The sequence below is a fragment of the Kordia sp. E genome (assembly GCF_056033805.1).
The window spans coordinates 244,618-267,234 of sequence record NZ_JBRASR010000003.1 but is presented as its reverse complement, the minus strand read 5'-3'; the positions used below and the strand labels follow the sequence as shown (position 1 = coordinate 267,234).

The 22,617-nt window shown below is 31.3% G+C and carries 26 protein-coding genes; 12 read left to right on the top strand and 14 right to left on the bottom strand.

The annotated features are described in order from the left end of the window. Nucleotides 1–23 precede the first annotated feature (23 nt). Nucleotides 24–326 (top strand): hypothetical protein, encoded by a 303-nt coding sequence (locus ACUUYC_RS14300; RefSeq protein ID WP_474266772.1) that lies wholly within the window; start codon nt 24–26, stop codon nt 324–326. A 240-nt stretch (nt 327–566) separates the two neighbouring features. On the opposite strand, the gene ACUUYC_RS14295 is transcribed toward ACUUYC_RS14300, so the two are convergent. Next, entirely contained in the window at nt 567–1,640 is a 1,074-nt protein-coding gene (locus tag ACUUYC_RS14295; protein WP_474266770.1) for a DUF4238 domain-containing protein, read from the bottom strand. A 236-nt stretch (nt 1,641–1,876) separates the two neighbouring features. Between ACUUYC_RS14295 and rlmD the strand changes: the two genes are divergently transcribed. The 9 genes from rlmD to ACUUYC_RS14250 all read left to right on the top strand — a co-directional run bounded on the left by rlmD (nt 1,877) and on the right by ACUUYC_RS14250 (nt 12,870). Beyond that, a complete protein-coding gene (gene rlmD / locus ACUUYC_RS14290) occupies nt 1,877–3,289 on the top strand; it encodes a 23S rRNA (uracil(1939)-C(5))-methyltransferase RlmD (protein ID WP_474266768.1) in 1,413 nt (470 codons plus the stop codon). 5 nt (nt 3,290–3,294) lie between these two features. Continuing rightward, on the top strand, nt 3,295–3,867 hold the full coding sequence (locus ACUUYC_RS14285) for a DUF6452 family protein (RefSeq protein WP_474266766.1): 573 nt from the start codon (nt 3,295–3,297) through the stop codon (nt 3,865–3,867). Continuing rightward, nucleotides 3,848–4,624, top strand: a complete 777-nt coding sequence (locus ACUUYC_RS14280) for a DUF6048 family protein (protein ID WP_474266764.1) — start codon at nt 3,848–3,850, stop codon at nt 4,622–4,624. Before ACUUYC_RS14285 ends, ACUUYC_RS14280 begins: the two co-directional genes overlap by 20 nt. Nucleotides 4,625–4,809: 185 nt before the next feature. Continuing rightward, on the top strand, nt 4,810–8,082 hold the full coding sequence (locus tag ACUUYC_RS14275; RefSeq protein ID WP_474266762.1) for a S41 family peptidase: 3,273 nt from the start codon (nt 4,810–4,812) through the stop codon (nt 8,080–8,082). A gap of 26 nt (nt 8,083–8,108) precedes the next feature. Beyond that, on the top strand, nt 8,109–8,618 hold the full coding sequence (locus ACUUYC_RS14270; RefSeq protein WP_474266760.1) for a phosphohydrolase: 510 nt from the start codon (nt 8,109–8,111) through the stop codon (nt 8,616–8,618). Nucleotides 8,619–8,654: 36 nt separating this feature from the next. Beyond that, complete coding sequence (locus ACUUYC_RS14265) at nt 8,655–8,951, top strand: hypothetical protein (RefSeq protein WP_474266758.1); 297 nt, start codon at nt 8,655–8,657, stop codon at nt 8,949–8,951. Between the two features lie 73 nt (nt 8,952–9,024). Further along, nucleotides 9,025–10,146, top strand: coding sequence for a chromate efflux transporter (gene chrA / locus ACUUYC_RS14260; protein ID WP_474266756.1), 1,122 nt, complete (start codon nt 9,025–9,027; stop codon nt 10,144–10,146). 89 nt (nt 10,147–10,235) lie between these two features. Continuing rightward, the gene (locus ACUUYC_RS14255) at nt 10,236–11,486 is read left to right on the top strand and encodes a DoxX family protein (protein WP_474266753.1); all 1,251 of its coding nucleotides are present in this window, start codon (nt 10,236–10,238) and stop codon (nt 11,484–11,486) included. Between the two features lie 409 nt (nt 11,487–11,895). Next, a complete protein-coding gene (locus ACUUYC_RS14250) occupies nt 11,896–12,870 on the top strand; it encodes an acyl-CoA thioester hydrolase/BAAT C-terminal domain-containing protein (RefSeq protein ID WP_474266751.1) in 975 nt (324 codons plus the stop codon). A 1-nt stretch (nt 12,871) separates the two neighbouring features. Here ACUUYC_RS14250 and ACUUYC_RS14245 read toward each other — a convergent pair whose 3' ends face one another. The 6 genes from ACUUYC_RS14245 to ACUUYC_RS14220 all read right to left on the bottom strand — a co-directional run bounded on the left by ACUUYC_RS14245 (nt 12,872) and on the right by ACUUYC_RS14220 (nt 16,369). Further along, entirely contained in the window at nt 12,872–13,441 is a 570-nt protein-coding gene (locus ACUUYC_RS14245; RefSeq protein WP_474266749.1) for a hypothetical protein, read from the bottom strand. 46 nt (nt 13,442–13,487) lie between these two features. Next, on the bottom strand, nt 13,488–13,715 hold the full coding sequence (locus tag ACUUYC_RS14240; RefSeq protein WP_474266747.1) for a hypothetical protein: 228 nt from the start codon (nt 13,713–13,715) through the stop codon (nt 13,488–13,490). Nucleotides 13,716–13,736: 21 nt separating this feature from the next. After that, nucleotides 13,737–14,900: a THUMP domain-containing class I SAM-dependent RNA methyltransferase gene (locus tag ACUUYC_RS14235; RefSeq protein ID WP_474266745.1), complete on the bottom strand. Its 1,164-nt coding sequence runs from the start codon at nt 14,898–14,900 to the stop codon at nt 13,737–13,739. 79 nt (nt 14,901–14,979) lie between these two features. Further along, nucleotides 14,980–15,180: a hypothetical protein gene (locus ACUUYC_RS14230; RefSeq protein WP_474266743.1), complete on the bottom strand. Its 201-nt coding sequence runs from the start codon at nt 15,178–15,180 to the stop codon at nt 14,980–14,982. 68 nt (nt 15,181–15,248) lie between these two features. Continuing rightward, on the bottom strand, nt 15,249–15,683 hold the full coding sequence (locus ACUUYC_RS14225) for a DUF1801 domain-containing protein (protein WP_474266741.1): 435 nt from the start codon (nt 15,681–15,683) through the stop codon (nt 15,249–15,251). A 44-nt stretch (nt 15,684–15,727) separates the two neighbouring features. Beyond that, the gene (locus tag ACUUYC_RS14220) at nt 15,728–16,369 is read right to left on the bottom strand and encodes a hypothetical protein (RefSeq protein ID WP_474266739.1); all 642 of its coding nucleotides are present in this window, start codon (nt 16,367–16,369) and stop codon (nt 15,728–15,730) included. 218 nt (nt 16,370–16,587) lie between these two features. On the opposite strand from ACUUYC_RS14220, the gene ACUUYC_RS14215 reads away from it, so the two are divergent. Next, a complete protein-coding gene (locus ACUUYC_RS14215) occupies nt 16,588–16,812 on the top strand; it encodes a hypothetical protein (RefSeq protein WP_474266737.1) in 225 nt (74 codons plus the stop codon). A 126-nt stretch (nt 16,813–16,938) separates the two neighbouring features. Here the strand turns inward: ACUUYC_RS14215 and ACUUYC_RS14210 are convergent, their stop codons facing one another. Beyond that, nucleotides 16,939–17,262, bottom strand: coding sequence for a hypothetical protein (locus ACUUYC_RS14210; protein ID WP_474266735.1), 324 nt, complete (start codon nt 17,260–17,262; stop codon nt 16,939–16,941). Between the two features lie 342 nt (nt 17,263–17,604). Next, entirely contained in the window at nt 17,605–18,699 is a 1,095-nt protein-coding gene (locus tag ACUUYC_RS14205; RefSeq protein ID WP_474266733.1) for a lipocalin-like domain-containing protein, read from the bottom strand. A gap of 360 nt (nt 18,700–19,059) precedes the next feature. Here ACUUYC_RS14205 and ACUUYC_RS14200 point away from each other — a divergent pair, with 360 nt between their 5' ends. After that, nucleotides 19,060–19,257 carry a helix-turn-helix domain-containing protein gene (locus ACUUYC_RS14200; RefSeq protein WP_474266731.1) on the top strand — a complete coding sequence of 66 codons (198 nt, stop codon included), beginning with the start codon at nt 19,060–19,062 and terminating at the stop codon, nt 19,255–19,257. 152 nt (nt 19,258–19,409) lie between these two features. On the opposite strand, the gene ACUUYC_RS14195 is transcribed toward ACUUYC_RS14200, so the two are convergent. From ACUUYC_RS14195 to ACUUYC_RS14175, 5 genes are all read right to left on the bottom strand, one after another. Further along, nucleotides 19,410–19,928, bottom strand: coding sequence for a hypothetical protein (locus ACUUYC_RS14195; protein ID WP_474266729.1), 519 nt, complete (start codon nt 19,926–19,928; stop codon nt 19,410–19,412). Between the two features lie 227 nt (nt 19,929–20,155). Continuing rightward, the gene (locus tag ACUUYC_RS14190; RefSeq protein WP_474266727.1) at nt 20,156–20,815 is read right to left on the bottom strand and encodes a hypothetical protein; all 660 of its coding nucleotides are present in this window, start codon (nt 20,813–20,815) and stop codon (nt 20,156–20,158) included. A gap of 4 nt (nt 20,816–20,819) precedes the next feature. Then, the gene (locus tag ACUUYC_RS14185; protein ID WP_474266725.1) at nt 20,820–21,329 is read right to left on the bottom strand and encodes an RNA polymerase sigma factor; all 510 of its coding nucleotides are present in this window, start codon (nt 21,327–21,329) and stop codon (nt 20,820–20,822) included. A 96-nt stretch (nt 21,330–21,425) separates the two neighbouring features. Continuing rightward, nucleotides 21,426–21,887, bottom strand: coding sequence for a hypothetical protein (locus ACUUYC_RS14180; protein ID WP_474266723.1), 462 nt, complete (start codon nt 21,885–21,887; stop codon nt 21,426–21,428). A 261-nt stretch (nt 21,888–22,148) separates the two neighbouring features. Then, nucleotides 22,149–22,586, bottom strand: a complete 438-nt coding sequence (locus ACUUYC_RS14175) for a hypothetical protein (protein WP_474266721.1) — start codon at nt 22,584–22,586, stop codon at nt 22,149–22,151. Nucleotides 22,587–22,617 lie beyond the last annotated feature (31 nt).

The following is a 22,617-nucleotide window of genomic DNA, read 5'->3' as shown; positions in this document are numbered from 1 at the left end:
ATAACATTTAAAACACAATCATTATGAGTACACAACGAAAAATTCGTCAGATTTCTATAAGTCCTGACGCATTATATATAAAAGCTTCTTCAGTAGATGCTGCCACAGAATCATTTATGAAATATATAAATGAAGTTACTTTAGAGTTGGTTTCAAAAGGCACGCACGTAAGTGGTATACAAATTCTGGAAGCAATAGCAGATAAAGAAATGATTCACTTTAAGTTTGATGATCCAGACAATTTAATTGATCATGTATGTTTGCATATGAGCCGATATAACCCAGAAGCAAAAATAGAAGTACATCATACTTCTGCTAGGAGTTAGTCATTAGTTTCTAGAATATATTTTAAAAGCCGACCTGAGAGATTTTTTCCTTGGGTTGGTTTTTTTGGATTGAATACTTTGATCTTCATTTCTTAACTAATCCTATTCAAAAAGAAAGTTCTATTTTTAGGTATCTCTCTCGAATTGAAATCTACTACAATAGATCTAAATATCTCTGTTTTGAACATTAAACTAATTACTTTTGATTTACTTCTCTTATTACTCACTTATAAATTTAGATTACCTCTTATTTCTATTTTTTTTAGGGTGCTTTCTTAATTGTGCCATACTGGAATCTAATTTTTGATACTTACCTTTAGAGTGGATCCTAATTTTATTTACTTTTAAATTGATTTCACAATCCGAACTATTTAAAATCATTAAATTCTTTTTACCTGAAAGTACCTTTTTATCATCTTCCCCGCTTTTAACTAAATAACTAAGATTAGATTTTGCTAAATTAGCTCTATTATATTTTTTTGATTTATCAAAAATACTCCTTATGTATTTTTCTGATGCTTCCTCATTAAAAAACACATTTTTAAAACAATTAATAAATTGAAGAGTATTTAATTGATCTACTTCATCCTTTAATGTAATTTCTATTAACTTTTGTTTTCTATTACCAATTTTATAAATACTATTATCAAAGAATACAATAGTTAATTTACTAGTAATAGGTATAAATATTTCTAATCCAATCACACCATACCCTGATTTTGATTGTGTCCATTTTTTTTGCTCAAGAAACTGATTATATTTAACTATAGGGAAATCAGAAGCTATGAACGGATATTTTGTTTTATTTATTAAAAGTTTAAAATCTAAATCTAAAATATCAATTATTATATCTGGAACATTTGATAATGATAATTTTACAACTTCATCATGGCTTAATTCTGGAACTAATTTTTTGATATCTACATTAGGGTCTAAAGACAATAAATTTTTGCTCACCTCTTGCATCATTCCTTTCATAGAGTCAATTCTAACTGGATTTCTCAAATCCGTTAATGTTACAAAAGTTAATAAGTCTATATGTCCCTCACTTCCTTTTTGCGGAAGTTCTCTTTTATAAATAAGTTTTTTTACTATGCTAGAAAGTTTTCCTTCAATCTCTGCTAAACTATCTTCAATTTTTCCATCATAACCATAAAAAAAATTTTTTGAACCTTGAGTTTTTAATTTTGCTTTAGGTATAAAAAATTCATTATTTATATTGAACACACCAATTTGTTTTTGATTTTTTCGATGTGAAAAATTCCTAAGATAGAATTTAGGAATGTAATGTTGATTTTTCTTTTCTGTTATCATTTATTAAATCAATTCTAATATAAAAACTATCTAAAATTAATACTCTATAACTACTATTAACATTCGTAAATATAAAGCAAAGGCTATACTAACTCATTACGGTTTCCCATAATCATTCTCTAATAATCACCAAAAACACACAACATCACAAACCTTACATTCAAACTTTTAGCATTTTTTTAAATATTCCCACGATAAATAATATATATATTTACTGCTATTGTTATTTTTGCCGCATGGGAAGAAAGAATCGTAAGAAATTGTTTGAACAGGTTGAAGTGGTAGATACTGCTACAAAAGGAAAAACAGTTGCTAAAACTGAAGATGGAAATGTGATATTTTTACCAAACGCCGTACCTGGTGATGTGGTAGATATTCAAACATATAAGAAACGAAAAGCATTCTACGAAGGGAAAGCGGTACACTTTCATTCGTATTCAGATAAACGTACCGAACCTGTTTGTGAACACTTTGGAACTTGCGGTGGTTGCAAATGGCAACATATGGGCTACGAGCACCAATTGTTTTACAAGCAAAAAGAAGTGTTGAATAACTTAACACGCATTGGAAAAGTTGAATTACCAGAATTAACACCAATTTTAGGAAGTGCAGAGCAATATTTCTATAGAAACAAAATGGAGTTTTCATTTTCGGACAGTCGTTGGTTAACACAAGAAGAAGTTGATTCAGAAGAAGATTTAGGCGATAGAAATGCACTTGGTTTTCACATTCCAGGAATGTGGGACAAAATTTTAGATGTAAAAAAATGTCACTTACAAGCCGATCCATCAAATGCAATTCGTAATGCTGTGAAGCAATTTGCTACGGAAAACAATATTGCTTTTTTTAATACACGTCATCAAACTGGATTGTTACGAACGTTAATGCTTCGAACATCTTCCATTGGTGAAGTAATGGTATTGATTCAGTTTTATCAAGAAGACAAAGCAAAGCGCGAATTATTATTAAACTATATACAAGAGACGTTTCCTGAAATTACATCGTTATTGTATGTAATCAACGGAAAAGGAAATGATACCATATACGATCAAGAAGTGATTTGTTTTAACGGACGCGATCATATTTTTGAAGAAATGGAAGGCTTGAAGTTTAAAATCAACGCCAAATCTTTCTACCAAACAAATTCTGATCAAGCATATGAACTGTATAAAATTACGCGTGATTTCGCAGGATTAGAAGGTGACGAACTCGTGTATGATTTATATACTGGAACAGGAACCATTGCACAATTTGTATCGAAAAAGGCAAAAAAAGTTGTTGGTGTAGAATCGGTTCCAGAAGCAATTGAAGCTGCAAAAGAAAATGCAGAATTAAACAATATTAAAAATACAGAATTCTTTGTTGGAGACATGAAAAAGGTATTCAATGCTGAGTTCATTTCCGCACACGGAACGCCTGATGTAATTATTACTGATCCACCACGTGATGGAATGCACGGTGATGTTGTGCAACAAATATTAAATATTGCACCAAAAAAAGTTGTCTATGTAAGTTGTAATAGCGCAACACAAGCGCGCGATTTAGCATTGATGGACGCAATATACAAAGTAACCAAAGTACAAGCTGTTGATATGTTTCCGCAAACACATCATATTGAAAATGTTGTACTTTTAGAAAAGAGAAATTAAAATATATGAAGAAGTTATCTTATATAGGAATTATAGGTTTTGTGATGGTAGCAGCTATATTGTCCTTTTCATGCGAGAAAGATGATATTTGTGCCGAAGGAACACTCACAACACCAAGATTAGTCATTGAGTTTTTTGATGCAGATATTAGTATTGCTACAGGAGAAGATGTTGCTAAAAATGTAACGAACTTATTTGTAGTAGCTACAAGCCCGAATACAGATCCTGATACTGTTTCGCCTATTCAAACGAGTGCTAGTTCTGTAGCTACGGTTTCCATTCCATTACGCACATTGGAAAACAGTACTGTATATGAATTTTACGCTGGATATGAAACTGACAGCGACGGAAATATTACCGCAGGAAACTTAGACACCGTAACGTTTAACTATGAAACTTCAGAAATTTTTCTATCTAGAGCTTGTGGATATATAAAAAACTATAGATTAGATGATGCTGGAACTGGCGTAGTTGTTACGACAGATTCAGACAACTGGATTGATCCGGCTGCAGGAATTGCCATTACACAATTTACTATTCAAGATGAAACAATAGCACATGTTAAAATATATCACTAGTATACTCGCATTCTTGGTAGTTAGCATCAGCTTTGCACAAGAAAATTTAGAAGAAACAACAACTACTACTGAAGAAGAAACAGTAGTCGTAAAAGATACGCTTGCCGGAAAAGATAATTATGGATTACGAATTGGGTTAGATTTAAGCAGACCAATTCGAATGTTACTAGAAAAAGATTACCAAGGTTTTGAAGTTATTGGTGATTTTAGAATTACAAAAAAATTCTATCTAGCAGCAGAATTAGGAAACGAAAAGAAAACTGTTGATGATGATCAATTAAACTTTACAACAGAAGGAAGTTACTTAAAGTTTGGGTTCGACTTTAATGCGTACGAAAACTGGTTTGGAATGGAAAATGCCATATTTGTAGGTTTACGTTACGGATATAGTACACACAAACAAACATTAAACAGTTATCGTGTATATATTAATGATACACATTTAGAAAATCCTAATGAGTTAGAAGTTACGCCTGGCACAGAATTTTCTAGCTTAAATGCACACTGGATTGAAGCTGTTGCTGGTATAAAAGTAGAACTCTATGATAATATTTATTTAGGTTTTAGCGTACGCTTAAATCGACTCTTAAGCACCAAAGAGCCTGACAATTTTCAAAATTTATTCATACCTGGATTCAATAAAGTAACGACAGATAGTAATGTTGGAGCTGGTTTTAATTACACAATAAGCTATTCAATTCCTATCTATAAAAAAACAAAGAAGAAAAAAGAGGAAGCTGCTGAAGAAACTGAATAATGCCAAATAATTGAACCTTTTAAAGGTTCTTATTAAATTTATAACATTGAAAACTTAAAAGTCATCTCTATAGATGGCTTTTTTTATATAATTTAACATATAACTAGAAATAGAATATATCTCTATTTCACTATTTTCACTATCTTCATCTTACTAAATAAACCATACCAATTAATACCATAAAAATGAAATTTCATCAATCAATTACCACATACCTTTTTGGTATACTTTTCCTGTTTTCTACGTTTACAACTACTGCTCAAAATGTAAAGGACACACGTCTAATGAAGAATCCTGCCATAAGTAAAAATAAAATTGCATTTATCTATGCAGAAGATTTATGGGTTGCTAACAGAGATGGCTCCAACCCTATTCGACTGACTATTGACGAAGGAATTGAGTCACGCCCTAAATTCTCGCCTGATGGTTCTAAAATTGCATTTAGTGCTGAATACGATGGAAATACAGATGTCTTTATTGTTGATGCAAATGGAGGTATTCCAAAACGACTGACTTGGAATCCTTACTATGATCGCGTACGCGGTTTTGATGCTTCTGGAGAAAACGTGCTTTTTTCTTCTAGAAGACATAGTCATGTATACGCACATCGTCAACTATATTTAGTAAATATAAATGGAGGTCCTATAAAAAAACTTCCTGTTCCCACAGCTCATTACGCAACCTACTCACCTGATAATAAATATATTGCGTACACACCTTTTCCAAATGCTCATGAACAATGGAAAAATTACCGTGGCGGACGACAAGCGCGTATTTGGATTTATAACGTAGCTAATCATGAAGTTGTAGAAATTCCAAAACCAGCTACAGGTAGTAATGATACAAATCCGCAATGGATTGGAAATACAGTTTACTTTAGATCAGATAGAAATGGAGAGTTTAATATCTATTCGTACGATATGAATTCAAAGGAAATTACACAACATACAGACTATGAAAAATTTCCAGTCTTAGGAATGACTTCTGACTACAAAGATTTGATCTATGAACAAAAAGGGTATTTACACATATACAATCCTGCTCAAAAGAAAAGTACAAAATTAACCATAGGAATTGCAACCGATTTACTAGAAATGCGACCGCGTTTTGTTTCTGGAAAAAAATATATAAACAATATGTCTATTTCTCCTACTGGAAAACGACTGGTTGCTAATTTTAGGGGTGAGATTGTTACGATCCCTGTTAAAAAAGGAGATGTCAATAATCTTACTGAAACTGTTGATGTCCATGAAAAATCTCCTAAATGGTCACCAGATGGGAAAAACATTGCTTATTTTTCTGATGCTTCTGGAGAATATGAACTGCACTTACAAAATGTTCAAGATAAGAGTGTCAAAAAAATAAAACTAGGTGATGGTGGGTTTTATGGTGATATTCATTGGTCGCCAGACGGAAAGAAAATAAGCTATAGTGATCATACTCGAAGTTTTTATATATTAGACATTGCTTCTAAAAAAAGTACTAAAATTGCCTCTGATATTATGAATACAGGCGGTTCGATAGGTTATTTGTTTCGTTCATGGTCGCACAATTCAAAATGGATTACGTATGTAGTAATAACAGAAACACTTTTTGAAAAAGCGTATGTATATTCTGTAGATCAAAATAAATCGTATGCCATTTCTGACGGTTCATCACATGTAACAGAAGCTATTTTTGACCCAAGCGGTAAATATATTTATATGACAGCTTCAACTGATGCTGGACCACTAGTTAATTGGTTTGATTTATCCAATAGAGATTCAGAAATGACAAATTTAATTTATGTAGTTACATTACAAAAAAATATAATTTCTCCTTTAGCTAAAAAAAATGATGATGAAGAAGCAGTCTTAGAAAAAACAGAAGATACTATAGATTCAAACAAAAAGAAAACTACTGATTTCACTATTGACTTTGAAGGTATTCAAAATAGAGTTGTTGCACTTCCTATTGGGTCTGGAAATTATGCAAATTTAGCTTCTGTAAAAGAAGGCGAACTATTATATATCTCTAGAAAACCACATACAAATCACTATTATTCTCCGCAATCTATAAAGAAATATAATCTTTCTGATCAGAAAGAAAAAGAAATCATGAAAGCTACAAGGTTTGATATTTCTGCTGATGGAAAGAAAATGTTATACTACAAACAAGGCAACTATGGAGTAGTCAATGTAGGTTCAAAACCAAGTAACTCTGAGGTTAATCTTTCATCAATCAAAATTAAAATTGATCCTCCTAAAGAGTGGCGCAATATTTTCAATGAAGCTTGGCGTGTAAATCGAGACTATTTTTATGATCCAAATATGCATGGACTAGACTGGAAGAAAATCAAACAGAAATACGAACCTTTTTTGACTGATGTAACTACACAAAATGATTTATACAGAGTTATGGGATGGATGTTTAGTGAACTAAGTGTTGGACATCATCGTTTTGGCGGTACTAGAGATTGGTTACATAATGCTCCATACATAAATGGAGGTTTGTTAGGCGCTGATTATGAAATTAAGAATAATCGTTATCAAATTACAAAAATATATGGCGGATCTAATTGGACGCCAAGCTTACGAGCTCCTTTAAATGAACCAGGTATTAATGTAAATATTGGTGACTATATTATAAAAATAAATGGAAAAAATGTTACGGGTACACAGAACATATATGCCTTTTTTGAAAATACTGTTGATAAAATTGTAACGCTCACTGTTTCAAAAAAAGCAGATGGTTCTAATGCTCGTACATACAAAGTTGTTCCTATTTATGACGAAATTAATCTTAGAAGCCTTAGCTGGGTTGAAGAAAACATCAAAAAAGTAGATAAAGCAACAAACGGACAAATAGGTTATGTCTTTGTTCCTAATACTAGTGACAGAGGACACGAATATTTTAAACGCTATTTTTATCCGCAAACTAATAAAAAAGGTATAATTGTAGACGAACGCTTTAATGGCGGTGGTCATTTAGCTGATTATTACTTAGATATTTTGAATAGGAAAAAAATGTCTAATTGGAGCTTTAGACATGGAAAAACTATGTCAACTCCTAGCGCTTCTATAGACGGACCAAAAGTATTGATCGTTAATGAAGCTGCTGGTTCTGGTGGTGACTATTTCCCTTGGGCTTTCCGTAAGATGAATTTAGGTACTATTGTTGGGAAAACAACTTGGGGAGGATTAGTCGGTGTTTCTGGCTTTCCTAGATTTATAGATGGTGGCTATGTAACCGCTCCACACTTTGGTTTTTGGGATGAAAATGGTTTTGGAATTGAAAATGTTGGCGTTGCTCCTGATGTAGATGTTGAACAATTGCCAAAAGATGTCATTGCAGGAAAAGATCCGCAGCTGGAGAAAGCAATCGAAATAGCATTGAAGCAACTCAAAGAAAATCCGTCTACACCATTAAAAAAGCCAAAATATCCAATTAGAGTTCGAAAAGAACAGAATAAGTTTTAATCTTATTATAAAAAATAGTTGTATTTATGACAATTAACGAAAAAGCACGTTTGTACGCGATTGAAAAACATCGTGATGCTAATCACCATTATGATCAATATTCTTATGAATTTCATTTGCAAATGGTTGTCAATGCTGCCAAACAATTTCTATATTTAATTCCAGAAGAAGCACAACAAAATGTATTAGCAGGTTGTTGGGTTCATGATATTATTGAAGATGCACGCGAAACTTATAATGATGTCAAAAAAGCATTAAATGAAGATATTGCCGAACTTGCTTATGCATTAACAAATGATAAAGGAAAAACGCGCAGTGAACGCGCTGGAAATGCATATTATGAAGGAATCAGAAATACGCAGTATGCAATATTTATAAAACTTTGTGATCGTGTGGCAAATGCTACACATTCTAAAAACACGAATAGTAAAATGTTAGCTGTCTACCGAAAAGAAAACCCTTCATTTATTGCGAAATTATATGATGAAAAATATCTTGAAGTTATTCAGCATTTAGAAGAATTGTTGAAGGTTTAACCAGTTAAAGTAATCTAAAGAAACACAGTTTAACTCATGAATCTAATTGATTTTATCATCGGAGCATTACTAATCAATGCAATTCCGCATTTAATTTTTGGGTTGACCAAAACTCATTTCCTTGGAATGTTTGGCTATAGTCCAAAAGGAAATATCGTCTATGCTATTCTTCAGTTTGTAGTAGTGATTGTATTATTTTGTTATACTTACGGATATGCAACATTATTAGAGAATGGTTTTGTAGCTGGCGGAATTACAGTTTTAGTACTTTACTTTATTTTTGGAAAGGCTTTAGTGAAATTTTACGGAAAACGAAAAAGTGAAGCCAAATAACAGTAATGAAACACATATATTATACTCAAGTTAGAAAATCATACTATAATTAAAGATTTGAACTAAATTTAAAATGTCTAAAAACAAGGATTTAATAGAAATTGCGAAGTTATTTTTCAAGTTAGGAAGTATCTCTTTTGGTGGTCCTGCTGCTCATATTGCAATGATGGAAGACGAAGTTGTCAAAAAAAGAAAGTGGATGTCACAAGAACACTTTCTCGATCTTGTTGGTGCTACTAATTTAATTCCTGGTCCAAACTCAACAGAAATGACTATGCATTGCGGACACGAACGTGCAGGTTGGAAAGGTCTTTTTGTTGCAGGAATTTCTTTCATTTTTCCTGCGGTTGTAATCACTTCTATTGTTGCTTGGCTTTATCTAGAGTATGGTCAATTGCCAAATGTTGAGCCTTTTATATATGGAATAAAACCAGCAGTTATTTCAATAATAGTAATGGCAGCTTTCCGACTTGGTAAAAAGGCTATAAAATCTACCGAACTAGCAATTCTAGGGATACTAACTTTAGTAGTTTGTCTACTTGGTGTAAATGAAATTGTTGCGCTTTTTGGTTGTGGACTTCTTGGTTTAATTCTATACTTTTTCAAAAAGAATAAAGATAACTTAAAGAGTTTCATTCCACTTTTACTTTTTCAAATTGTTGAACCTTCAAAGATTGGAGCATTCAAAATATTCTTGACTTTTTTAAAGGTTGGCGCCATTCTTTATGGAAGTGGCTATGTACTCTTTGCCTTTCTCGATACAGAATTGGTTGCAAACGGCTGGTTAACACGACAAGCATTAATTGATGCCGTTGCATTTGGACAAATAACACCAGGACCAGTTTTGTCAACCGCAACTTTTATAGGTTGGCAAATGAATGGAGTTACGGGAGCTATTGCTGCTACTATTGGAATTTTCCTTCCTTCATTTCTTTTCGTACTTATCCTAAATCCATTGATTCCTAAAATGCGGAAGTCAAAAATTATTAGTGCAATCTTAGATGCTGTAAATGTTGCTGCTGTTGCCTTAATAATTGCTGTTTGCGTAGAAATGACAAAAGATACATTAATCGATTGGCGAACTATTTTAATTGCGATTGCAAGTTTAGTTAGCGTTTTTGTTTTCAAAAAACTGAACAGCGCATTTATCGTTTTAGGCGGCGCAATAGTTGGATACTTATTGACTTTTATTTAAACTATTAAACAAAAAAAGGAGTTGAAAACTATTCTGTTATTTTTTATTGAAATGTGTAACTAATTATTATGCATATATACTAACTCAACATGGGACTATTGACACAAGAGTATAAAGAACATTGGAATACTTTAAGCAAGGTATTATTCAGATTATTGTTTACTTACTTTGTCCTATATATACTTCTCACATTCTTTGGCTCTTTATTTGAAACGCCTTTTAGGTGGATTGGTAAAGTAATTCTTGGAATAGATTACGAATATGAGGTAAGCGGTTATGGCAGTGGAGATCATACTTTTGCATATATAACTTTATTTGTAAATGCAGTTTCGACCTTTGTAATAGTTATTCTTTGGAATCTTATAGATCGAAAACGTAAAAGCTACAATACATTACTATATTGGTTTTTAGTATTTCTTCGTTTAATTTTAATCGCTGCAATGTTCCTTTATGGGTTTGTAAAAGTTTTTAAACTTCAATTTCCATCTGCTTCATTAGTACATTTGCTTGATCCTTTAGGTGATTTTTCTCCAATGGGATTAGCCTGGAAATACATGGGCTATTCAAAAGGGTTTAATGTATTTGTTGGTTCTTTAGAAGTATTAGGAGGTTTGCTTTTAATTCCTAGACGTACACAAACACTTGGTTCATTTATAATTATTGGTGTAATGACTCAAGTAGCTGTAATGAACTTCTGCTTTGATATTCCTGTCAAATTATTTTCAGTTCATTTAGTTATAATGGCTTTGGTTATTTTTATCACTGACAATCGATTTTTAAATGTATTCATTAAAAATAAAGCTGTCGAAGAATATAATTATCATCATCCTGTTACGAGTACTAAATACCATAAAGTCATTTTTTGGGTTAAATCTATTGGCTTAATTATTATTGTCAGTTTCATATCTTTTAATTTTTATACAACTGAAAGTCATAGAGGAAAGAATCGAAAAAAGCCGCTATTATATGGCATTTGGGAAGCTTCATATTTTATTAAAAATGGAGATACATTGCAACCTTTAATTACAGATCATTATAGATGGCGTTACCTTATTGTTGATTTAAAGGATAAAGCAATTGTAAAGACAATGGATGACTTAAAACATCAATATAAATTTATACCAGATTCAACGTCTCAAAAAATAATAATCCATAAAAAAGATTCTGGGTCTGAAGGTTATAATTTCAACTATAAAAGCGTGAATTCAGATTTTCTTCAACTTGATGGAGTTATAGAGTCTGACACATTACACATTATATTCTCTAGAAAAGATCACACTAAATTTAATTTAAACGCTCGTGGTTTTAATTGGATTAATGAACGTCCTTACAATAAATAAAGTGAGCTTAGACAAGATCATAATTATTGTTGCTGCATTGTATTATCCTTGTTTAAAATATATGAAATACAAAGCAAAACATCCAGAAAAGAAATGGTTGAGTTATTTATAATTGTAAGATCTCTTTCTAAATGACAAAACTTACTGAATACATATATTACGTTGATCAAAATATCCTGAATATTATTAAAACAAATTTCGAACTCGTTGATTCAAAAGATTGTAAAAAAAATACATTGACAGAAATGAAGATTAGGAAATAAATAGTGTTATACTATTTTTATACAACCCAATTTTATCTGTAACAATTTCATCTTAGTACACACTCATAAAAGACAATCTATAAATGGTTTGTAGATTGTCTTTTTTAATACTAAACTGTACTAGGTAAATCTTAAAAATGAATAGCATGAAAAACAACAAAAAATATATCGTACTAATAACTAGTATACTTGTATTGATCATTGGATATTTCATTGCAGATATTATGTTATATGATGGTATTAAACCAATTTCAATACATGAAAATGGTGTACAAGGAAACTACTTCATTAAAAGTGATACAGAAAAGCAACCAACAGTTGTACTAATTGGCGGCGGACAATGGGGCGATTATTGGGCAGAACAAATTGCAAAAAAAGGATATGCAAGTTTATCATTACCATATACTCGAAGAGAAGGTTTACCGAAACTAGCAGAAGAAGTAAACCTTGAATATTTTGAAAAAGCATTACACTGGCTTGCAGAACAACCAGAAGTTGATGCAGATAATATCATAGTGATGGGCGCTTCCAGAAATGCCGAGCTAGCTTTAGTACTTGCATCTATATTCCCTAACTATATTCATGGTGTTGTAGCATATGCACCAAGTGCTGTGAGTTGGTCAAACACTGTACTTCCGTATAGTGCTAATAGTTTAAAAGCAAGTTGGAAATATAAAGGAGTTGCTATTCCGTATGTATCAATGGACAAAATTCAGGGAAACAATACCGATAAAATTAAAACATTGCCTTACTGGGAAAATGGTTTAGCCAAAACAAACGAAGTATCGAAAGCAATCATTAAGATTGAGAATATTAAAGGACCTATTTTGTTATTCTCTGGATTAGATGACAAAGTCTGGCCAGCAGCAACGATGGCGAATATATTAGAGGACAGAATAAAAGTAGCTAATTTTAAGTATGACTTTAAAAATATACAATATGAAAATGCAGGTCATTTAATTTCAACACATCCTGATATAAATTCAGATATAAAAACTGGAAATATGACGATTAATGGCAAAACATATACGTTTGAATTTGGAGGAACTACAGAAGGTGATACAAAAGCAAAAAAAGATGCTCAGCATAAATTGTATCAGTTTTTAGAAAAGTTAAAGTAAATCAATGCCCATAAAACTCAGCAACCTCAACCATTGGAACTTCTACTGTAGTAAAACTATGATTCTTTCTGATTTCGAAAGTAATAAGTTTAGAAGCGCTGTCAATTGACTTTATAGTGATACCACTAAGAAGTGCTTTATAATATTCTATAGGTAAAATAAGATTGTTTTTAGCTGAAGTATAGGTGTATGTATATTTTTTCTGTGTAGATAAATCACATATATATAGTTTGTTCCTAGGCAACGTATTTGAATCTGAACTTGATTTCATATACGTTGTATTCACTTCAGAAATTATTACATAGGAACCTTTTTTATCTTTAAAATAATCAACAAGGTATGAAAACTCAGAATTCAACTGTTCCATATTCACAATCGTATTTCCATTGTGGTTGATTGTTTTAGGTGTGATAGTGATTCCTTTTTCTTTTATATATTTTTCAGCACTACCCTTTTCCAGTCGTAAATTACCATTATCATAATACGTACACATTGCGAAAAATCCATTTTCTAATATTTCAGCTGTAGCTGTATTAGAAATAGCTTCTTTTTTCGACGTGCAAGAACACATCAAAAGTATACTCAACAAAATTATACTATAGAATTTCCGTATCATCTTATACTTCTCTGCTATCACCAAATATACTTTTCATCATCACCTTTTCTTTGCCGCCTTCATCGACTACGCCAAATTTTGGTGCTAGTATACTTGCAATCACTGCACATATTAATGACAACCACAATCCGCTTATAGGAATAACATAACCTAAGGTAAAACGGAATACTAAAAAGAGCGACATAAACGCGACTAAATTGAGTAACAACGCTTTTGTTTTTGGTTTCATCTGTGTAATTTTTTAGTTTTCTTAATCTTTATCTTGGTGTTTGGCTTTCTTGCTTCCTGCATACATTTCATACTTAACCAAACGTGATTCTAACTTTCCGTTAAACACTTTTATCTTTCTTGATGGACGTAAGCCTACAAATTTCAACGCTTCTAAATTTGAGGTAATAAACCAAGCATTGGTATTCGCATATCCTTGTTTTAAGGTATCTCCAATTTCGGCATAAAATTGTTCCATATCAATATGTAAACGTTCGCCATAAGGTGGATTGAACAAAATATGCAACTTTTCATCTCCTTCTTTTTTTGTTTCAAAGAAGTTTTGTTGACGAATTTTGATATAATCACTCAAGTTTGCATTTTGGACATTGTCTTTTGCTTTCTGAACTGCCGAAGGCGCTTTGTCATATCCATAAATATCATGATGAAATTCACGAATTTTACGCAAGCAAGATTCTTCTATCTTTTCATATAAATCAACATCCCAATCGTTCCATTTCTCAAAACCAAATTCTTTTCTATTGATGTTTGCAGGAATGTTACAGGCAATCATTGCAGCTTCAATAGCAATGGTTCCACTTCCACACATCGGATCGAGTAAATCGCTTTGTCCGTCCCAACCTGACATCATTACCAAACCTGCTGCCAATACTTCATTTATTGGTGCAATATTGGTTGCTGTTTTATAACCACGTTTGTGCAACGATCCGCCCGAACTGTCTAATGAAATTGAACAATCATTGTTTTGAATGTGTACATGAATACGTAATGTTGGAAATTTTATATCCACATTTGGACGTCTTCCTTCCGTATTACGAAATTTATCTGCAATTGCATCTTTCGTTTTTAAGGCTATAAATTGTGAATGTGTAAATTGTTCAGAAGCAACTGTAGCGTCAATAGCAAATGTTTGTTCGTGCGTTAGGTATTTATCCCAATGCATATTATACACCTGATCGTATAAATCTTGCTCATTCTTAATTTTAAAATATCGGATTGGTTTTAGAATTTTAATCGCTGTACGCAAGCATAAGTTTGCTTTGTACATAAAACCTTTATCTCCTCTAAAAGTAACGTTACGGGTTCCCTTTCGGATATCCATAGCGCCCAATCTTTTTAGTTCATCTTCCAACATGTCTTCAAAACCGTGTAAGGTTTTGGCAACCATTTTATAATTATCTCCCATTTGCTTCTGTAATCTGACTGCAAAAGTACATTAATTTGTTGCCTTATAAAACTTGTAATAAGAAACGTTGAAAAACTTCTTAATTATTACTATTTAATCTATTGGCTTTAAAAATTCTAAATAATCCATACAAAATAATTAAAACGCCCACTAAGGAGAAGATTACTGATAAAATTGCATACTCTTTCCAAATAGATAGTATCATCATTCCTACTATTGAAAATAAAAGTCCTAGTACTATACATACCATTCCTTTCATTTCCTTTTTTGATTTATTCATTGGTTTAGTTTAAGTTGAGTTTGTATAAAAACAGTAAAGATTTAAAGATTACTTATCCTTTTAAGTTATCATTTTCGGCAAGCACATTCATGGTGTTCATTAAGGTATTTAATTGTTTCCATACAGAGTTTTTCCAAAATTGGAATGTTGATATCTGCTAGTTTATTGACATAAATACAAGCCTTTCCCATTTTGAATTTCCCCAAATCTTCCAATAAAAGTTCGCTTTCTTTCGTATTTGAATATACATAGAATGAAAACTTTGCTTTCCTTGGAGAAAACCCTAAAAGAGGCGCATTTCCTTCGTGTCCACTTTCATATTTGTAATGGTAACTTCCAAATCCGATAATTGTTGGTCCCCACATTCTAGGTTCAAACGTTGACCATTTGCGCATCAACTCAATTAGTTGAAAACTATCAGCTTTCTTTTGCTCATGAGTCACATATGAATTGACAAAGTCAGTCACTGAAACCTCCGTTTCTTTTGTTTTATTTTCAGCCATTGCAGTTCTATTTATAAGTTTATAAACACCTCTTTTATTGTAATTTAGGTAAAATTTAACTCAAACTCTTCAATATCTTTATGAATATTTTTAATTACACTTTTACTTTTTCCCCAATCAAAAAGTTGTCCTTTTATCTTAGCATCAATACGTACCTCAACTCCTGCTTCATTTTCTTTTAAAGAAATTATAACTTCCCCGCCAAAAGTTTTCATGTCTGAAGGAATTTCTGCTATAAGAATGATTCCGTTAAGTGCCTCTTTTGCTTCCATTAAAGGGTAATTATTTTTTGCCAATGAACAGAGTATCTTTACTACTATTTTCTGAATTAAGTCTGTATAAGATACTGTTTTAGATTTTCCTGTCTTTACGCCTAGCTTTTTATATATTGGAACTGCTACATCTGCTACTTCTTTTAAGGACAATCCTGTTAAAGGAGAAAATAATGTATCTATTCTTTTAAGAAATACATCCGCAGAAATGCTTTTTTTTGATTCCGCTAAATACCGTTTAATAATATCTTGAACCGTTGGGTTTTCAACAACTAGTTTTAAATCTTCTTCTTCCCACCAACTTTTAATAACAAGTCCTTCAATTTCATTCTTATCTAGTCCTTTCGTTCCACATTCAGCACAGTATTTCCCTGTTATTTTCTCTTTGCATTCTGGGCAATATATGTTTTCCATTAAAACAGTTTTTAGTTAGCTACAACGAGTAGTCTATTGTTTCTAGCATCACTCAAAATTAATAATTGATTCTATTTTTCTTGTATATATTCTCTAAAATTAGTGAATATATAGTTGCTTTGAAGTCGTACTTACGCAAAACCGACTTGTGTTCATTGTTTTTATTAGCACTTTTCAATTCATTTGCTTCATTATCAAGTTTTAAAAATATAGTAATCATGAAAAAAAAGAATCTAAACGTATTAACATTGAACAAGAAATCTATTTCTAATCTTAAGGTAATGAAAGTTAAAGGTGGAGCTGATACACTGATAAACTTTAATTGTCGTGTAACTAATGAATCCTTTTGCGAATGTCAGTCAGAAGGTTGCAATACAGGGCATACTTTTGATGATTGTGACGTTTCAGGTACTTGTAATGAAACTGCATATCCAATTTGTTAATACTATGTATAAAGCGATCTTCGGATCGCTTTTCTTTTTTAAGTACTTATGTTTACTAAAATCTTTAATGATTTTATATAACAACTTTCACCTATACTTCAATCATACTAGTAGTGTACAATCTTTTTAATCTCCTTCTATTAATTTATCAAATTGCCAATTTGATACTTTTCTTATCCTTTTAATTCTATCAGCTAATGCGGGATTATAAGAACATCTTGCTTTATCAAAACCTATCCAATCTGGAAAATACTTTTTAGCCAGTTTAAAAGTCCATTTATTAAATTTATTTGATTTTCTCTCATGTAAAGGTTTCTCAATTAAATACGTTCGATAATTAACAACAAGCCCAAACATATCTTTTAAATCTGGATGACTTTCTAACAAGCCTTCATCTTCCCAAATAACCGCATCTTCCATAAAATAATACTCCATTTTTGGGTTTTTCATGTTAGATTTTCTTGGCAAACTATTTTTATATTTTTTGAATACGCGCCTTATTTTTATTACAACTAACAGTTTGTATAACATTTTCTAAAATTATTCAATATATAAGCATAATCAAAGTAGAGTGTCTTATTTTATAATACTAAGATGATGATAACAAAAAGGATCACTACAAAAAGTTATTGACACCTTGGAGTGAATTAAGGGGAAGTTGTAATTGATTTTTATATATAAAGCACTCGTTACAAACGAGCGCTAGCGTGGGTATTACTATAAAAAGCGGGACATCTATATAAGAAATCCCGCTTTTAAAACCTTCTATGAAATACTTATAATGTATACCTATTAATTTGTTTGCTCAAGCCATGCCGTACCTGAAACACTTTTAGCTTTATTGTCTAATGTCATATTACCTGTTACAGCTCCTACACCTTCGTATACGCCACCATTAAACACTTGATCTGGAAACAAACTTTTTACTGTAAATGATCCATCTATAGCTGCAATTTCAACAGATACTTCAGTAAAATACTCCTTACCTCCTACAGTTGTAGATTTTGTTGGTTTCAATTTTGTTGGCACAAAGAACGATCCACCTTCTGCACCTACTTGAATAGTAGCCACTCCCTTAGTAATTGTATTCAATTTTGGTGTAGTCATTGAATAATTAGAAATCGTAACTCCATTGTCCAATTGCATATCTTGTAAAATCCACTTCACTCCTTGTCCATGATTCCCAAATTTTCCCCATTCGTGATCCATCCAAGTAACTCCTGTTACATTGTGTTTTTCTGGAGTACCATTTTCAGGAGTAATTGTAATCGTACCATTTGCTTGTATACGCGTTAATGAAAAGTAGAAATTGTTATCGTACTTTTCTGGTTTTGGTGGAGTTGGCGCTTCTCCAGTTCCCCAAACAATAAATGGTTTTCCTTCTTGAGAGAGTGTCAAATCAAACGATACTGTTGCTTTGGTAGCAGCATCAGTTAACGATGCCGTAACTTTCATGTTCTTTGTTGGATCTGCCGCTAGAGGAGCACTCATTGATACATCTTCCAAGTTTACTTTCCAAGGTTTTGACGGATCACTTTCTGCCCAATCTTTTGATACTGATACTGTTGATTTGGTTTCATGATAGTGAACTCCATTTTTTACATCTGTAAGCATTACTTCTGTAAAACCTAATGGATAAAATGCAGCCGCATTAATTTCAAAACCAAATACTCTACCTGTATCTGTCTTTAATGTACCAATGTGCCACCACCATTCTGTAGAGCAACCATTTGGATGAGCTGCATCATACGTTGGCGTATGCAAATACATATCATTTGGTAGTGAAACTTTTGGAGCTGGTAATTCAACTTTGTGTTCTGGAACATTTTGTACATGACTGCGATTATGTCCTCTTAATGGTCTTTGTTGTTGTGCTGTTGTACTCATAACTTTTAGTTTTTGGTTTTCCTACTCTATTTATATTGACTTTTCGGATTCCGTCGTTGTTGTAACAAAGGTGCGTTGAATACGAAATTTTTTATAGAGAGGAATTGCCTGTTTTACAGAAAAGGATAGAATTTACCATAACTACGTACTTGTACGCACTAAGTACTCCAAGGATTTTATATAATAATCTCCGTTGTCATTTTTATATGTTTTTTGAAACTCTTTTAATGATTCCACCAAATTGTTGGTTAGTATAAAGAAATACAAATAGTTTTTAATGTTCATTTCGGTTTCAAAATTGTGCTTGTATTTGGCAAGTTTTGCTTTGATTTCTTTTAATTCTGCTACTTAACCGAGAAAGTGGGCGTAGCTCCTGCAAGTATTTCTAATATTGTTCAAGGAAATAGTTTTCCAAAACCTGAATTATTATTGAAGATTGCCAATACTTTAGATGTAGATATCCGTGATTTGTTTTACCCAACTAAAGAGGAAGAGAACCCAACTGAAGCACTCCAAAAAGTAATTGATGAGCTGGAACGGATTAAAGGGAAGTTATAGTTGACTTTTATTTGTAAAGCACTCGTTACAAACGAGCGCTAGCGTGGGGGTTTTGTATCCGAGGATTTTCCGCAGGAAAATCAGCTTGACCAAACACGCACTAACATTTTGATTTAGGATTAAACTTAAGCATTATTTTTGTACGTAGTTTTTTATTCAGGTTTTAAAATCTCTTGCACTCTTTTTTTTACAGGAACCATTTTATAAAATCTTTCTTTTGCGGATAAAACCATTAAATAACTATCGCCAATATTATCGATACAATTATTATATTCTAGTGGTTTTCTTTTTCTCACATCGTAGGTCATTCCAACTATTTTTCCCTCATCGTTCGGTGTGGTTAGTTTTTCATTTCCATCTTTTTTATAGATTATTTTTTGAGTGTCACATTCGAACCCTGATTTTTTCTTTATCATCAACTCGATATTTTTATTATTCGAAGTATAATTTCCTTCCAAATGAATCTGTTTAGTACTAGTTTCATTTAAAATATAAATATTGTAAACAAAATTACTGTCAGACATTAGTTTTAGGTTTCTTAAATATTCCACCATATTTCCATTTAGGTCTTCTGTGGTCTCATATTGGAGATATTCTTTCTCTACAACTTGTTTTTTATTGTTTCCACAATTCAAAAATAAAAGAAATGAAATAATGGTAAGTATTCTCATTTTACGGGTTTTCAGGTTTCTTTAAATTACGTACAACGGTTTAGTATATGAAAAGTAGCAGATTTACTTGTGCCATTTTTCGATTTAAAAACAAAGATAGCAGAAAAGAACCAAACATTAAGTTTAGCACAAAACTGCTATTTTTTATATACTTTGTTGGCTGTTCGTTCTTTTATATTTTTGAGAAACGAATCACATTACCAAATATAATAATATAGAGGAAATATTTAATTTTCAAACTTCTCAATATCATTTAAAAACTCTAAAGCTTTCATCGTTTTTGATCCTATAAATAACCCAATAGTTTTTCTTATCCATTCAATATGTAGATTTTTGTAGGTTAATTTATTTAAAAACCAGACTAACGGAATAATTAATAAGGAATTAACCATAAGGTATGTTAGCACAAAATCGGAATCCATATTAGCATATAAATCAATATTGAATAAATAGTCGCTTCCAACAACTACGTAAGACCACCATATTGGTACAGATAGAAACATTAATTTCACAAATAATAAGCCGTGTATATTTACTAACTCTATCTTTTTCCTTATATCAATAATTGGTTTTGCAAAGTCTATTTGTTTTAATAAGGTAACTTGTCCTATACTACCAGATAATGCAATTAATGTAAAAACACCAACAATAACACCGCTCGTTGCTAAATGTGTATGAGTCCAATTAGTTGCAATATAATTTCCCATAAATAGTGCTAGTAAAGAAAGAATAACAATTTCTATAACTCTATATTTAAGAATAGTCTGCGTACTCTTTTCTGATTTATCCAACTTTATGCTCTTTAAAGACGCTACGTTTAAACTTAATTTTTTATCTAATTTATTATCGTAGGCTGCTAATATTTTTTTTAATTCTTCTGCTTCCATAATTCTATATATTTTGAAATTCTTTTTTTAATTTTAATTTAATTCTACTAATTTTTGTGGCGACATTAGTTTTAGTAATACCAAGTATTTCTGAAATTTCCTCGTAACTTTTTTCTTCTAAATATAATAGCATTAGTGCTTTATTTAGTTCATTTAAATTATGAATGAATTCTTGTAATAACTTTAGATGATAATTTAATTCTGTTTGCTCTTCAATAGTATCTTCTTCTATTTTGAAAATAGATTCTTCATTGTAAAAATCATTTTTAATAGACCACTTTTTTTCTTTCCTATAAAAAGAGATTGCTACGTTTAATGCAATTCGATACATCCAAGTTGAATATTTATAATCGCTATTATAATTATCAAACGAATTCCATAACTGGATAATAATTTCTTGCTCTAAATCTTTTCTATCTTCTTTATTTTGGCAATAAGAGTTCACAATTTTATAGATGATTTTTTTGTGTTCATCTATCGTATTTATGAATTGTTCTTTTTTATTTACCATCATTTGTAAGTGATTATACTTTTGTAATCTAAAAATATTTATGCATTGAGAAACAATATCTCTTGGTTTTATATATTATTCGCAATACAAAATAAAAAATCATAAATAATAAGAAAAAGCATTAATTATAGTTCCTAGAATTAAACTAGAAACGCCTTCTTTTAACGATAAATGTTTCTGGTTGATATTGTCCGAATAAGCAATCCATAACGCAAGTAATGCGCTAGAAAAAAATATTGCGACAATATAAGTTGGGAAATCAATAGAAATTATACCAAACCAACTGAATACAATTTCCTCTAGTACTGTAAATCCGAATAAGGCTAAAATAGGGTTTGATTTTGTAGGTTTTGTTATTAACAATATGCCACCATACAACAGAATTAAGCAATTAATTAGAGGCAAAATTTGATTAAAATAGGATAAACTGAAATAACTCTTAAAAGAAAAATCAAAATATTCTTTTAAATCAATATTTAAACCTGAATGTATCATGAAGATTATGCTAAATAGAATACCTATAAATGAAAATATAATTCCGATAATTTTTCTAGTTGCCATATTATAATAAGTTAGTTTACTTATTATTCGCAAGACTTAAAAAAAATCACACTTTTTATGATTTTTTTACTTGTTGTTTAAAACAGCGTTTGGATGAAAGTTTCGGAATGACAGCCAACGTGTTTGTGTATGATTTCGTTGTGTGTTTGAGCAACTAATTTAGCAAATACAAACCGAATAGAAAATCCGCGAGAATTTTCGTAAGTAGGCGAGCACTAGCAATGAATTATACATGGTGTTGGCAACAGGCTTTTATTCAATTTACATATCACCTTCACCTGAAGGGACTATAACAAATCCATATTCAACATCATCAGGAACACTATATTTCTCCCAATATTCGCCTCCAATTCCAGCTAATTCGCTTTTTTTGTCATCGACCTCAAGTCCAGTATCTCCGAAATAAATTTTAGGTCCAATGTCAAACAAAAGGGAATCTGTATCAACAAATTCGAATATTTTCTCATCATTCGTTTTCAAGGTAAATTTATCTTTAATACTCACAGTTTTGTCAGTTTCATTCCGTAAAAAGATTTTATAAGTTGTACCCTTTTTTTCATAATCGGCTGGGATTATATATGTTTCATCTCCTTTTTCAATGATTTCATTTCCATGTTTATCTTTATATCTATTATCGTTTTTACAACCAAATAAAAATGATAAAATTCCAATAGCAAGTATTACTGTTTTTAGTTTCATTTTTTCAGAATGTTCGTTTTTTCAAAGTGCA

Excerpts from the sequence above, each read along its gene's own strand:
- ACUUYC_RS14250 (WP_474266751.1), top strand. The coding sequence starts at position 11,896 with ATGAAAAACAACAAAAAATATATCGTACTAATAACTAGTATACTTGTA.
- ACUUYC_RS14235 (WP_474266745.1), bottom strand. The coding sequence starts at position 14,900 with ATGGGAGATAATTATAAAATGGTTGCCAAAACCTTACACGGTTTTGAA.
- ACUUYC_RS14295 (WP_474266770.1), bottom strand. The coding sequence starts at position 1,640 with ATGATAACAGAAAAGAAAAATCAACATTACATTCCTAAATTCTATCTT.
- ACUUYC_RS14225 (WP_474266741.1), bottom strand. The coding sequence starts at position 15,683 with ATGGCTGAAAATAAAACAAAAGAAACGGAGGTTTCAGTGACTGACTTT.
- ACUUYC_RS14275 (WP_474266762.1), top strand. The coding sequence starts at position 4,810 with ATGAAATTTCATCAATCAATTACCACATACCTTTTTGGTATACTTTTC.
- ACUUYC_RS14210 (WP_474266735.1), bottom strand. The coding sequence starts at position 17,262 with ATGAAAAACCCAAAAATGGAGTATTATTTTATGGAAGATGCGGTTATT.
- ACUUYC_RS14215 (WP_474266737.1), top strand. The coding sequence starts at position 16,588 with ATGAAAAAAAAGAATCTAAACGTATTAACATTGAACAAGAAATCTATT.
- ACUUYC_RS14220 (WP_474266739.1), bottom strand. The coding sequence starts at position 16,369 with ATGGAAAACATATATTGCCCAGAATGCAAAGAGAAAATAACAGGGAAA.
- ACUUYC_RS14265 (WP_474266758.1), top strand. The coding sequence starts at position 8,655 with ATGAATCTAATTGATTTTATCATCGGAGCATTACTAATCAATGCAATT.
- ACUUYC_RS14195 (WP_474266729.1), bottom strand. The coding sequence starts at position 19,928 with ATGAGAATACTTACCATTATTTCATTTCTTTTATTTTTGAATTGTGGA.
- ACUUYC_RS14185 (WP_474266725.1), bottom strand. The coding sequence starts at position 21,329 with ATGATGGTAAATAAAAAAGAACAATTCATAAATACGATAGATGAACAC.
- ACUUYC_RS14240 (WP_474266747.1), bottom strand. The coding sequence starts at position 13,715 with ATGAAACCAAAAACAAAAGCGTTGTTACTCAATTTAGTCGCGTTTATG.
- ACUUYC_RS14300 (WP_474266772.1), top strand. The coding sequence starts at position 24 with ATGAGTACACAACGAAAAATTCGTCAGATTTCTATAAGTCCTGACGCA.
- ACUUYC_RS14270 (WP_474266760.1), top strand. The coding sequence starts at position 8,109 with ATGACAATTAACGAAAAAGCACGTTTGTACGCGATTGAAAAACATCGT.
- ACUUYC_RS14285 (WP_474266766.1), top strand. The coding sequence starts at position 3,295 with ATGAAGAAGTTATCTTATATAGGAATTATAGGTTTTGTGATGGTAGCA.
- ACUUYC_RS14230 (WP_474266743.1), bottom strand. The coding sequence starts at position 15,180 with ATGAATAAATCAAAAAAGGAAATGAAAGGAATGGTATGTATAGTACTA.
- rlmD (WP_474266768.1), top strand. The coding sequence starts at position 1,877 with ATGGGAAGAAAGAATCGTAAGAAATTGTTTGAACAGGTTGAAGTGGTA.
- ACUUYC_RS14280 (WP_474266764.1), top strand. The coding sequence starts at position 3,848 with ATGTTAAAATATATCACTAGTATACTCGCATTCTTGGTAGTTAGCATC.
- ACUUYC_RS14205 (WP_474266733.1), bottom strand. The coding sequence starts at position 18,699 with ATGAGTACAACAGCACAACAACAAAGACCATTAAGAGGACATAATCGC.
- ACUUYC_RS14255 (WP_474266753.1), top strand. The coding sequence starts at position 10,236 with ATGGGACTATTGACACAAGAGTATAAAGAACATTGGAATACTTTAAGC.
- ACUUYC_RS14190 (WP_474266727.1), bottom strand. The coding sequence starts at position 20,815 with ATGGAAGCAGAAGAATTAAAAAAAATATTAGCAGCCTACGATAATAAA.
- ACUUYC_RS14175 (WP_474266721.1), bottom strand. The coding sequence starts at position 22,586 with ATGAAACTAAAAACAGTAATACTTGCTATTGGAATTTTATCATTTTTA.
- ACUUYC_RS14180 (WP_474266723.1), bottom strand. The coding sequence starts at position 21,887 with ATGGCAACTAGAAAAATTATCGGAATTATATTTTCATTTATAGGTATT.
- ACUUYC_RS14245 (WP_474266749.1), bottom strand. The coding sequence starts at position 13,441 with ATGTGTTCTTGCACGTCGAAAAAAGAAGCTATTTCTAATACAGCTACA.
- chrA (WP_474266756.1), top strand. The coding sequence starts at position 9,025 with ATGTCTAAAAACAAGGATTTAATAGAAATTGCGAAGTTATTTTTCAAG.